This is a genomic window from Microvirga sp. GCM10011540, assembly GCF_042650665.1.
Taxonomy (GTDB): domain Bacteria; phylum Pseudomonadota; class Alphaproteobacteria; order Rhizobiales; family Beijerinckiaceae; genus Microvirga; species Microvirga lenta.
In genome coordinates this window covers 157,211-167,868 of record NZ_JBHSBQ010000041.1, presented here as the reverse complement: position 1 = coordinate 167,868, position 10,658 = coordinate 157,211, and the positions used below count along the sequence as shown (strand labels likewise).

Genomic DNA, 10,658 nt, shown 5'->3' with positions numbered 1-10,658 from the left:
ACGTCGACTTGCCGCAACTTGGCGACAATCTCCTCGGCCGTGTGTCTCTTCTTGCTCATTCTCTTTCGTCCTCCATTCGGCTCGAAAGCCATACATCAGGGAGGACCACTTTTGTGGAGGCAGGCCAGCGGGAAGCGGCCAAACGAGCGGCAACCGCAGGAACTCCACACATGTTAGAAAGCGAGACAAATGAACAAGGTTGAGACCATGGATTGCACATGGCAGGGGTTCATCACGTGCGCGGAAAGTTTTGGTCAGTCGGCTTTCCATGTTGCCGCCGGACCGCGGCTGGCCCATCCGGCGCCAGCCGGGGCGCTGGCCTGTCACTGCATTGAACTCAGCCTCAAGGCTGTTCTTCTCTCAAGGAGTGCGACGCCGGATGATCTCCGACGGTATGGCCGGAACCTGACCCGGCTCTTCAATGAGACTGGATTGGATTGGGGGCACATCGACACCGAGGCGGTTGATTTCTACCACGATACCTTGATCGAGCATGGACTTCGATCCAAGGCATCAAATCGTTCCTCTTTGCTCGATCCTGATGATCTGCTCCCGATCATGGAAAGTGTCTTTCAGCGCTGCCTTGAGGAGGTCGCACCCGGCGCAAAGCGTACGCTCCGCCCGTCAGGATAACGGTGGCCGAATCCTGGAAGGTCCGGGCTTCAACACGCAGGTTATCCGCTTCTGTGAGAAGTGCTGTCGGTGCCCCCACTGCTATCGCGAAGGTGAACTGACCTCGAAAAGGCAAAAGTTGACTCTCCGCGTGAACGGGACGTGCTGGTACAGGGCAGACCTGTGGCAAAGGTCCGTTGGGGCGGATCGACCACGGAACACCCGTTCAAGGAACGGACGCATCCAGTATTGCATTGGCTGTCCGGTGAGCGGATATTGCCATGAGCCACAGCCAACCCGACCTTTTTCGAGCGCCCCCTTCCCTCCCTGAGGAGTTCAGATACCAGCCTGACTTCCTCTCGACGGACGAGGAGCTCGGCCTTGTGGACCAGTTCGCGGCCCTGCCGTTCAAAGCGTTCGAGTTCCGGGGCTACCGCGGCAACCGACGCGTCCTCTCCTTCGGCTGGCAATACGACTTCAACCGGATGGAACTGCAGAGAACCGAGGACATGCCAGCGTTCCTGCTCCCGTTGCGCGAACGTGCGGCTCGCTTCGCCAGCCTTGAAGCCGCTGAATTCCAGCATGTCCTTCTAACGGAATATTCAGCTGGCGCTGGGATCGGCTGGCACAAGGACAAGCCCATGTTCGCCGAGGTGGTCGGCATCTCGCTCGGATCACCGTGCGTGTTTCGCTTCAGGCGCAAGGTGGGTTCCAAGTGGGAGCGCGCGTCCGTTGTCACGGAGCCTCGCTCTGTGTATCTGCTGCAGGGCCCCTCCCGAACGGAGTGGGAGCACAGCATCCCGGCCGTGGATAGCCAACGCTACTCGGTCACCTTCAGAAACTTCAAACCTTCACACCAGCCTGAACGGTAAGAACGGGACTGCTGAGCCAGCAGCCTGACTGGTCATGATCTCGCAAGTGTGCATCTGGCATGTGGACCAGATACTGTTCACCTCGCCATCTTCTGCAGACCCGACCAGTGACGATGTGATAGATCCCGGCCCCGCGCAGCACGTCATTCGTCGGCTCGCCGATCAGCCCCCGCTTGCCCGTCACCAGAGCCGCGCCGACACCGCCCGCGGGACCGCCGATGGCGGAGGCGATGCGATGGGTCAGGGCGTTGCGCGCGCCGTCCACCTGGGCCGCGACCCGGACGGACCAGGGCGGATCCGATGGCGGATCGGCTTGCTTCACCGCACCCGTGAAGGACCCGACGGCACCGATGCCCTTGTAATAGGCGTCCCGCGCGAAGTCGTACCCTCCCGGCCAGGCGGGCTGCGGCGGCGGGAGGAGGCGCACCGTTCCGGTGACGAAGAGCCCTGCCGCCAGCCCCTCCCCGTTCCGCACCGACACGCGCACCAGATGCGGTCTTTCCGCATCGGGAACGCCCTTCAGTTCGGCAACGAGGATCAGCAGCCGCTTGCCCTGCTCCCGGTCCTCCACGGCCTCGATGAAGCCTGCGACCGGCGCAATCGTCATGCGGGCGAGAACCGGAGCCGCGACGCTCCGGGCGCGGATCGCTCCGGCCGAGAACCCGGCGAAAAGCGCGGCGAACCCGATCATGACGGCAAGCGGCACCGGGCGCCGGCGCAAGCCCGCTGCGACAGCCGTGCAAAGGACGAAAGCCCCCACCGGCGCCCAGAGTGCGGGTGCATCGGCCTGAAAGAACAGGATGATGCCGAGCCCGAAACAGACGGCGATCCACGGGAAAAGCCGGCGCTGCTCGACCTCTCTGGCCAGATTTCCCGCAAGCCATTCGCGGCCGTCGAGGAAGCCGAAATCGATGGAAGTCCACCCGATCCGGGGCAGCACGAGGGCCCGCGCGAGGGTGCGCGGCGTCCGGCTTCGGTCTCCCCTGTTGTCTTCGGCCATCGCTTCGGCTTAACGCTGGGTGGGTTTGCATGTTAGACGAGCGCGCGCCGCGGCCAAATCCGGCCTGTGGATGAGTCGCGGGCGCCGTGACCGTGAGCCCGCACGAACTCCTTGAACGCTAAGGTTTTGCCACCGATGACCGTTGTCACCCGTTTCGCCCCCTCGCCCACCGGCTTCCTGCATATCGGCGGAGGACGCACGGCCCTGTTCAACTGGCTCTACGCCAAGCGGCACGGCGGCAAGATGCTGCTGCGCATCGAGGACACGGATCGGGAACGCTCCACGGACGCCGCCATCGCGGCGATCCTGGACGGGTTGAAATGGCTCGGCCTCGATTGGGACGGGGACGTGGTCTACCAGTTCTCCCGCGCCGCACGGCACAAGGAGGTGGCGGAGTCCCTGCTGGCCTCCGGCCGCGCCTATTACTGCTATGCCAGCCAGCAGGAGCTGGAGGAGATGCGCGAGACGGCCCGCCGCGAGGGCCGCCCCATGCGCTATGACGGCCGCTGGCGCGACCGCGACCCCTCCGAGGCGCCCGAGGGCGTGAAGCCCGTGATCCGCCTCAAGGCCCCCACCGAGGGCGAGACCGTGGTGGAGGACGAGGTGCAGGGCCGCGTGGTCTGGCAGAACAAGGATCTGGACGATCTCGTGCTGCTGCGTTCGGACGGGACGCCGACCTACATGCTCGCCGTGGTGGTGGACGATCACGACATGAACGTGACCCACATCATCCGCGGCGACGACCACCTGACCAACGGCGCCCGCCAGACGCAGATCTATCAGGCGCTGGGCTGGGACGTGCCGAAGATGGCCCATATCCCGCTCATCCACGGACCGGACGGCGCGAAGCTCTCCAAGCGTCATGGCGCGCTCGGCGTCGAGGCCTATCGCAGCATGGGCTACCTGCCGGAAGCCCTGCGCAACTATCTCGTGCGCCTCGGCTGGAGCCATGGCGACCAGGAGATCTTCTCCACACAGGAGATGATCGACGCCTTCGCTCTCTCCAGCATCGGCCGCTCTCCGGCGCGCTTCGACTTCGCCAAGCTCGAAAACCTCAACGGCCACTACATGCGCCAGTCGGACGACGAGCGGCTGGTGAATGCTCTCGAAGATCTGCTGCCGGAACTCGACAAGGACGAGCACCATCTCGGCCGCACCCTCACGCCAGCCCTGCGGCAGAAGCTTCTCGCCGCCATGCCGGGCCTGAAGGAGCGCGCCAAGACCCTCGTGGAGCTCCTCGACAGCGCCTATTACCTCTATGCGAAGCGCCCGCTGCACCTCGACGAGAAGGCCGCGAGCCTGCTGGCGGACGGCCGCGCCCGCCTGGACGGCATCGTCGAGAAGCTGGACGCGGTCTCCGACTGGTCGGCTGCCGGCGTGGAGGCGGTCGTGCGCGAGCACGCCGAGGCCATCGGCGCCAAGCTCGGACAGGTGGCGCAGCCCCTGCGCGCGGCCCTGACGGGACGGGCGACCTCCCCCGGCCTCTTCGACGTGATGGCGGTGCTCGGCAAGGACGAAACGCTGTTGCGCCTGCGCGACCAACTGAAGGATGCGCCCGCTGCATAGCGGGCGCACCTCGCCTTTAGACGTGCTTGCCCCCTCCATACGGATAAGCTACCGAGACCCCATCCTACCTACCGACCGGCATAATTCGGATCGGCAGTCCGGCCGGAGACCTTCTCCGAAACCCATGGCTGCTCTAGGTTATGCCCGGCCTCCTTTTGAAAGGGCGAAGACGCATGAGTTCTACCTCCAGCACGCTCAACGTTGACGATAAGTCGGTGGAACTGGCTGTCAAAGAAGGCACCATCGGTCCGAGCGTCGTCGACATTTCCAAGCTCTACGGTCAGACCGGGATGTTCACATACGACCCCGGCTTCACCTCGACGGCGGCCTGCGAGTCCAAGATCACCTATATCGACGGCGACAAGGGCATCCTGCTCTACCGCGGCTACCCCATCGAACAGCTCGCCGAGCACGGCGACTTCCTCGAGACCTGCTATCTGCTTCTCTACGGAGAGCTGCCGACCGCCGCCCAGAAGGCGGATTTCGACTACCGCGTCACGCGCCACACGATGGTGCACGACCAGATGAACCGGTTCTTCACCGGCTTCCGCCGCGACGCCCACCCGATGGCGATCATGGTCGGCTGCGTCGGCGCCCTTTCGGCCTTCTATCACGACTCGACCGACATCTCGGATCCGCACCAGCGCATGGTCGCCTCCATGCGCATGATCGCCAAGATGCCGACGCTCGCCGCGATGGCCTACAAGTACCATGTCGGCCAGCCCTTCGTGTATCCCGCGAACGAGCTGGACTACACGTCCAACTTCCTGCGCATGTGCTTCGCGGTCCCGGCCGAGGAGTACAAGGTCAACCCGGTGCTCTCGCGGGCGCTGGACCGGATCTTCATCCTCCACGCCGATCACGAGCAGAACGCCTCGACCTCGACCGTGCGCCTCGCCGGCTCGTCGGGCGCGAACCCGTTCGCCTGCATCGCGGCCGGCATCGCCTGCCTCTGGGGTCCCGCCCATGGCGGCGCCAACGAGGCGGCCCTGAAGATGCTGGAGGAGATCGGAACGCCCGACCGGATTCCGGAATACATCGCCAAGGCCAAGGACAAGAACGATCCGTTCCGCCTCATGGGCTTCGGCCACCGGGTCTACAAGAACTACGATCCGCGCGCCCGCATCATGCAGAAGACCACGCACGAGGTGCTCAACGAGCTCGGCGTCAAGGACGATCCGCTCCTCGAAGTCGCCATCGAGCTCGAGCAGATCGCCCTGCGGGACGAGTACTTCGTCGAAAAGAAGCTCTACCCGAACATCGACTTCTATTCGGGCATCACCCTCAAGGCGATGGGCTTCCCGACCTCCATGTTCACGGTGCTCTTCGCGCTGGCCCGCACGGTCGGCTGGATCGCCCAGTGGAGCGAGATGATCGAGGACCCGTCCCAGCGCATCGGCCGCCCGCGCCAGCTCTATACGGGCTCGCCCAAGCGCGACTACGTGACGGTCGCCCAGCGCGGGTAAGCGTTCGATACTCGAGAAAGAAAAGGGGCCAAAAGGCCCCTTTTTATTGTCTGTTGTCTTGCGGATAGCCGAAACCGATACCGTAGACCTTCGGCGCTACGGCCATCATTTCAGGGTATCCGATCCGAATTCGCTATCGCCGGAGACCTTCAACCGTGCATCTTCGCCTGAGCTCTGTTCAGGGCTGAAGATGGCGAACGGATTGCAGTCGCCGGGGAGCCTGGCGAGTGCGCCGCCCTTCCAATCCGATATAGTGCCTCCGTAATCCCAACCGAAGCCGTAGAGAAGGAAAGGTCTGCCATTGGCTGCCTCCACCTCGTTCAACGGCATGCCCACGCGCACACCCTTCGGCAGTGACCAACCTGTTCCGAGCGTGCGAACGATGGACGGCTGCCTACTGGCCTCCTCGTCCCACCAGATCACTTCCAGACGTTTCTCCGGATCATCAGGGAAGACGACGCTCGCCTTGATCTCCATGCCCTCTTCGTGAACGATTTCTTTCGCGACATTCGCTTCTCCGAAAGCCGAAACGAGCTGCTCGTGGCCCGCGTTCCGGGCAAATGGCCCCTCACACTTCAGCTCGTTCGCATAGGCGCCAGCAGCCGTAAGGCCTGCTGCGAATATCGTGACCGAATATCTGGCGATGCAAGCCATACGCTGCAGGCCCATGCCGAGATCCTCCTGATCTTCACGCTTGAACTGAGCACAGGGCAGCAGGTGGCTCAAGCCTCAACGGCTCAACACCTCTTCCACGATCCGCGCCGCACGCTCGCTCGGAGCCTCGTCGCCGATGCGCATGAGATCGTCCATGCGCCGGAACGCTTCGACCTGACGGCGGCGCTCCGGCGTGTCGGAGAGCAGGGGCAGCAGCGCCTCGGTCAGCTTCTCGGGCGTGCAGTCCCACTGGATCAGCTCCGGGATCACGTTCTCGCCCAGCACCAGGTTCGTGAGCACGATGGAGGGCGCCTTGATGAGGTATTTCAGCACCTCCTCGATCTTCGACACGCGATAGGCCACGACCATCGGCACGCCGGAGAGCCCCAGTTCCAGGGTCACGGTGCCGGATGCCGCGAGCGCGGCGTCAGCTTCGCGGAAGGCGGCCCATTTCGCGGCCTCGCCCTCGACAATCTTCGGCTTCACGCTCCAGGCACCTGCCCTCTGCCCGATTTCGGCGGCGAGGTGCGGCACGGCCGGAATCGTCACCTCGAAGGGGCGCGGCGAGCGCTCCTTCAATAGCGCCAGGGTCTCGCCGAAAGGCTCCATGAGGCGGCTCACCTCCGAGCGGCGGCTGCCGGGAAGGACGAGGAGCTTCAGGGGAGCATCCGCCGCCTGTCGCCTCTCGCCCGCCTTTGGCCGGATCTCGTCGAGACGCTCGATGAGCGGATGGCCCACATAGGTCGTCGGCGGACCGCCGAGGCGCTCATGGGCGGCGGGCTCGAAGGGAAGCAGGGCCAGGAGGTGGTCCACATAAACCCGCATCTTCGGGGCACGGCCCGGACGCCAAGCCCAGACGGAGGGGCTGACGTAATCGACGATCGGGATCTGCGGGGCGCGCTGCCGCACGGCCTTGGCCACGCGGTGGGTGAAGTCCGGGCTATCGATGATGACGAGCAGGTCGGGCTTGGCCGCCACGACCGCATCCACGGTGAGCCTGATGCGTTTGAGGATGGTGGGCAGGCGCGCGATGACGGCGGAGATGCCCATGACGGCGATGTCTTCCAGGGGAAAGAGGCTTTCCAGCCCCTCAGCCCTCATGGCATGACCGCCGACGCCGCCGAATTGCAGGCGCTCGGCTCCGAGCCGCTTCTTGAGGCCCCGCATGAGCTTCGCGCCGAGCTGGTCACCCGATTCCTCTCCCGAGACGATCCAGATCGACAACGGCCTGTTCTCACTCATGGGGCGGCTCCATCCAGGGCAGGTCCACGGCGACGAGGAAGAGGCCGAGCCGGTCCGCCGTCGCCAAAGTCTCCTCCTGTTCGAGGACGAGGGTGGAGCCTGCACCCACTGCGATGCCGGACAACCCGGCCCGCGCGGCCTCCTGCACGGTCTTCGGCCCTATGGTCGGCATGTCGACGCGCAGATCCTGCCCGCGCTTGGCAGCCTTGATCAGAACGCCGCCCTCCTTGCTCCGGCGCAGGCCGAACCAGCTCTGACGCATGCCCCGGACCCGGCGCAGCATCCGGTCCGTCCCCTCGGGGCCTTCGATGGCGAGCACGTGCTCGCGGGCCACGATCGCGGCTTGACCGATGTCGAAGGCCGAGAGGGAGTTGAGGAGGTCGAGCCCGACCGCAATGGCCTGCCGGTCGTCGGCGCCGGCTTCCCGCGCGCCGCGCAGGCTGGACGGCGCCACGAGGCCGGGCGCCAGCTCATGGGCGCCCACGACCCGGTGGCCGCGCTCCTCCAGCAGCATCACGGCGCCTCGCAGCACCTGATCGTCGCCGCGGGCGATGACCTCCATCACCTCCTGCCGGTTGCGCAGGAGCGAATAGGCCCCGAGCAGAGCCGAGAAGCCGGGGCGACGCACCGCTCCCACGAGGGAAACGGCCTGCGGCCGCCACCCGTCGAGCACGGACATGATGGTCTTCAGGTCGAGGAGATCCGCGCTCGCATGGGCCTGCCGGCGCAGCTCCGGCGCGGCGAAGCCCCGGAAGGCGAGGATGCGGTAATCCCGCCCCACCCGCTCGAGATGCTTCACGAGCTGGATGGGGAGCTGCCCGGACCCGGCGAGAATCGCAATCGGGCCGTCCGGATTCATCAGGCGGTTCCGACAGGATCCCGGGGCGTGCAGATCGAGCGGTCCTTGCCCTCGCGGATGAAGTCGAGGATCTCGTGAACGAAGGGATGGGTGGAGAACTCCTCCGCCACGTCCTCGACGCGCTCCGACAGGGTGCCCTCGTCCGCGAAGAGCAGGCGATAGGCACGGCGGATATCGTGGATCTGCTCGCGCGTGAAGCCGCGGCGGCGCAGGCCGATGATGTTGAGACCGGCCAGATGCGCCCGGTTGCCCATGGCCATGCCGTAGGGGATGAGATCGTTCTCGAGGCCGGACATGCCGCCGACGAAAGCGTGCGATCCGACGCGGGCGAACTGGATCACCGCCGAGCCGCCGCCGAAGATCACGAAGTTGCCGACCGTGACATGGCCCGCCAGCATCACGTTGTTGGACAGGATGCAGTCGTTGCCGACCTTCGTATCGTGACCCACATGGGAGCCCGCCAGGAAGGCGCAGCGGTCGCCGATGACGGTGCGCAAGCCCCCGCCTTCGGTGCCCGGATTCATGGTCACGCCTTCGCGGATCATGCAATCGGCGCCGATCTCCAGAGTCGAAGCCTCACCCTTGTATTTCAGGTCCTGCGGGATGTGGCCGATGGACGCGAAGGGGAAGATGCGCGTGCGCGGGCCGATGGTGGTCCGCCCGGCGAGGGCCACATGGCTGATGAGCTGGCAGCCGTCGCCCAGCTCCACCTCGGGCCCGACCGTGCAGAAGGGGCCGATCCTGACGCCCTCGCCGATCTTCGCGCCGTCTTCGACGACGGCCAGCGGATGGATGAACGTTTCCATCAGTCGGTCACCAGCATGGCGCTGACTTCGGCCTCGCAGACGAGGTTCCCGTCGACCTTGGCCTCGCCCTTGTACCACCACATGTTGCGGCGGTTGTTCAACTTGCGCATATGGAATTCAACCCTGTCGCCCGGTTCCACGGGCTTGCGGAACTTCACCTTGTCGATGGTCATGAAGAAGACCTGCTTCGGCTTGGTCTGCTGGGCGATCTTCGATGCCACGCAGATCGCACCGGCGGTCTGAGCCATGCCCTCGATCAGGAACACGCCCGGAAAGATCGGGCGCGACGGGAAATGACCTGTGAATTGCGGCTCATTGAAGGTGACGTTCTTGATGCCGATGCAGGAATTGTCGCCGTCGATCTCGATGATCTTGTCGACGAGCAGAAACGGATAGCGATGGGGCAGCAGATCCAGAATCTGCATGATATCGGCCGTTTGAAGCGTAGTCGGCGCTTCGGACATGTGTTCACTCCGGATGCTACTCGGCGTCTATTCTACGAAGACGCGCCATCATCTTTGGCGGAATCGCTGGAATCGCCCTGGGATGCAAGTTTTTTCAGAGCGTGGATTTCCCTGAACCACTCGCGCATCGGGCGAGCGGGAATTCCGCCCCACCGGGCGCCGGCCGGCACATCGCCGTTCACGCCGCTGGTGGCGGCGATCTGCGCGCCCATGCCGATCCGCACATGCCCCTTCACGGCGACCTGGCCGCCGATGGCGACGAAATCCTCCACCGTGGTCGAGCCGGCGATGCCGACCTGGGCCACGATCACGCAATGGCGGCCGATGACCACGTTGTGGGCGATCTGAACGAGGTTGTCGATCTTGGTGCCCTCGCCGATCACCGTATCGCGGCTCGCACCGCGGTCCACAGTGGTATTGGCGCCGATCTCCACGTCGTCCTGGATGATGACGCGGCCGACCTGCGGCACCTTGAGATGACCCTGCGGCCCCATGGCGAAGCCGAATCCGTCCTGACCGATGCGGACGCCCGGGTGCAGGATGACCCGGTTGCCGATGAAGGCGTGGGACACGCTGACATGGGGCGCGATCGTGCAGTCCCGCCCGATCTTGACGCGCTGGCCGATGACCGCGTGCGCCCCGACCAGGGTTCCCGCCCCGATCTCCGCCTCCGGACCGATCACGGCCCCCGGATCGACCCGCACCCCATGCTCCAGGCGGGCCGTCGGATGGACGAAGGAGCCCGGAGAGATGCCGGTGGAGGCGAAGGCCGATTCCGGCCGCATGGCGGAGGGAAACAGCAGGGCCAGGACCTGAGCGAACACCCGGTAGGCGAGCGGCGTCACGATGGCGACGGTATGCGCCGGCACCTTCGCGGCGAAACGCGGCGTGACCAGACAGGCCGCGGCCTTCGTTGCACCCAGGGCGCCGACATAGGCCGCGTTGTCCATATAGGCGAGATCGTGCGGGCCGGCGCTCTCCAGCGGAGCCACGCCTCGAAGCAAAAGCTCCCCGTCGGTACCGTCGGGGAGCTTCGCGTTGGCCATCTCCGCCACCTGACGCAGCGTAAGCGCCTGGCTTTGCGGGAAGAAAGTCGTTTCTGTCATGAAACAAGAGC

The 10,658-nt window shown here is 65.1% G+C and carries 12 protein-coding genes; 5 read left to right on the top strand and 7 right to left on the bottom strand.

From position 1 onward, the window contains the following. The 3 genes from ACFOYU_RS15130 to ACFOYU_RS15120 all read left to right on the top strand — a co-directional run. The coding region (locus tag ACFOYU_RS15130) for a hypothetical protein (RefSeq protein WP_377034222.1) at positions 1-203 on the top strand (203 nt) is incomplete at its 5' end. Beyond that, positions 190-633, top strand: coding sequence for a hypothetical protein (locus ACFOYU_RS15125; protein WP_377034221.1), 444 nt, complete (start codon positions 190-192; stop codon positions 631-633). The genes ACFOYU_RS15130 and ACFOYU_RS15125, both read left to right, overlap by 14 nt. A gap of 260 nt (positions 634-893) precedes the next feature. Beyond that, positions 894-1,484 carry an alpha-ketoglutarate-dependent dioxygenase AlkB gene (locus ACFOYU_RS15120; protein ID WP_377034220.1) on the top strand — a complete coding sequence of 197 codons (591 nt, stop codon included), beginning with the start codon at positions 894-896 and terminating at the stop codon, positions 1,482-1,484. Here the strand turns inward: ACFOYU_RS15120 and ACFOYU_RS15115 are convergent. Continuing rightward, the gene (locus tag ACFOYU_RS15115) at positions 1,456-2,484 is read right to left on the bottom strand and encodes a DUF4131 domain-containing protein (protein ID WP_377034219.1); all 1,029 of its coding nucleotides are present in this window, start codon (positions 2,482-2,484) and stop codon (positions 1,456-1,458) included. The genes ACFOYU_RS15120 and ACFOYU_RS15115 overlap by 29 nt on opposite strands. A 135-nt stretch (positions 2,485-2,619) precedes the next feature. On the opposite strand from ACFOYU_RS15115, the gene gltX reads away from it, so the two are divergent. Then, the gene (gene gltX, locus ACFOYU_RS15110) at positions 2,620-4,050 is read left to right on the top strand and encodes a glutamate--tRNA ligase (RefSeq protein ID WP_377034218.1); all 1,431 of its coding nucleotides are present in this window, start codon (positions 2,620-2,622) and stop codon (positions 4,048-4,050) included. A gap of 173 nt (positions 4,051-4,223) precedes the next feature. Further along, complete coding sequence (gene gltA, locus ACFOYU_RS15105; protein WP_226741026.1) at positions 4,224-5,516, top strand: citrate synthase; 1,293 nt, start codon at positions 4,224-4,226, stop codon at positions 5,514-5,516. Positions 5,517-5,621: 105 nt separating this feature from the next. Here gltA and ACFOYU_RS15100 read toward each other — a convergent pair whose 3' ends face one another. Genes ACFOYU_RS15100 through lpxD form a run of 6 tightly spaced genes read right to left on the bottom strand, consistent with a single transcriptional unit; the run spans position 5,622 to position 10,647 of the window. After that, positions 5,622-6,242 carry a hypothetical protein gene (locus ACFOYU_RS15100; protein WP_377034217.1) on the bottom strand — a complete coding sequence of 207 codons (621 nt, stop codon included), beginning with the start codon at positions 6,240-6,242 and terminating at the stop codon, positions 5,622-5,624. 3 nt (positions 6,243-6,245) lie between these two features. Continuing rightward, complete coding sequence (gene lpxB, locus ACFOYU_RS15095; protein WP_377034216.1) at positions 6,246-7,412, bottom strand: lipid-A-disaccharide synthase; 1,167 nt, start codon at positions 7,410-7,412, stop codon at positions 6,246-6,248. Further along, positions 7,405-8,271, bottom strand: coding sequence for an LpxI family protein (locus ACFOYU_RS15090; RefSeq protein ID WP_377034215.1), 867 nt, complete (start codon positions 8,269-8,271; stop codon positions 7,405-7,407). Before ACFOYU_RS15090 ends, lpxB begins: the two co-directional genes overlap by 8 nt. Further along, the gene (lpxA, locus tag ACFOYU_RS15085; protein ID WP_226741018.1) at positions 8,271-9,077 is read right to left on the bottom strand and encodes an acyl-ACP--UDP-N-acetylglucosamine O-acyltransferase; all 807 of its coding nucleotides are present in this window, start codon (positions 9,075-9,077) and stop codon (positions 8,271-8,273) included. The genes ACFOYU_RS15090 and lpxA overlap by 1 nt, the downstream gene beginning before the upstream one ends. After that, positions 9,077-9,541: a 3-hydroxyacyl-ACP dehydratase FabZ gene (gene fabZ, locus ACFOYU_RS15080; RefSeq protein ID WP_226741015.1), complete on the bottom strand. Its 465-nt coding sequence runs from the start codon at positions 9,539-9,541 to the stop codon at positions 9,077-9,079. The genes lpxA and fabZ overlap by 1 nt, the downstream gene beginning before the upstream one ends. A 32-nt stretch (positions 9,542-9,573) precedes the next feature. After that, a complete protein-coding gene (gene lpxD / locus ACFOYU_RS15075; protein ID WP_226741013.1) occupies positions 9,574-10,647 on the bottom strand; it encodes a UDP-3-O-(3-hydroxymyristoyl)glucosamine N-acyltransferase in 1,074 nt (357 codons plus the stop codon). Positions 10,648-10,658: the final 11 nt, after the last annotated feature.

What these genes read in the sequence shown, in the direction of transcription:
- ACFOYU_RS15125 (WP_377034221.1), top strand. Translation starts at nt 190, where the DNA reads ATGAACAAGGTTGAGACCATGGATTGCACATGGCAGGGGTTCATCACG.
- ACFOYU_RS15120 (WP_377034220.1), top strand. Translation starts at nt 894, where the DNA reads ATGAGCCACAGCCAACCCGACCTTTTTCGAGCGCCCCCTTCCCTCCCT.
- ACFOYU_RS15115 (WP_377034219.1), bottom strand. Translation starts at nt 2,484, where the DNA reads ATGGCCGAAGACAACAGGGGAGACCGAAGCCGGACGCCGCGCACCCTC.
- gltX (WP_377034218.1), top strand. Translation starts at nt 2,620, where the DNA reads ATGACCGTTGTCACCCGTTTCGCCCCCTCGCCCACCGGCTTCCTGCAT.
- gltA (WP_226741026.1), top strand. Translation starts at nt 4,224, where the DNA reads ATGAGTTCTACCTCCAGCACGCTCAACGTTGACGATAAGTCGGTGGAA.
- lpxB (WP_377034216.1), bottom strand. Translation starts at nt 7,412, where the DNA reads ATGAGTGAGAACAGGCCGTTGTCGATCTGGATCGTCTCGGGAGAGGAA.
- ACFOYU_RS15090 (WP_377034215.1), bottom strand. Translation starts at nt 8,271, where the DNA reads ATGAATCCGGACGGCCCGATTGCGATTCTCGCCGGGTCCGGGCAGCTC.
- lpxA (WP_226741018.1), bottom strand. Translation starts at nt 9,077, where the DNA reads ATGGAAACGTTCATCCATCCGCTGGCCGTCGTCGAAGACGGCGCGAAG.
- fabZ (WP_226741015.1), bottom strand. Translation starts at nt 9,541, where the DNA reads ATGTCCGAAGCGCCGACTACGCTTCAAACGGCCGATATCATGCAGATT.
- lpxD (WP_226741013.1), bottom strand. Translation starts at nt 10,647, where the DNA reads ATGACAGAAACGACTTTCTTCCCGCAAAGCCAGGCGCTTACGCTGCGT.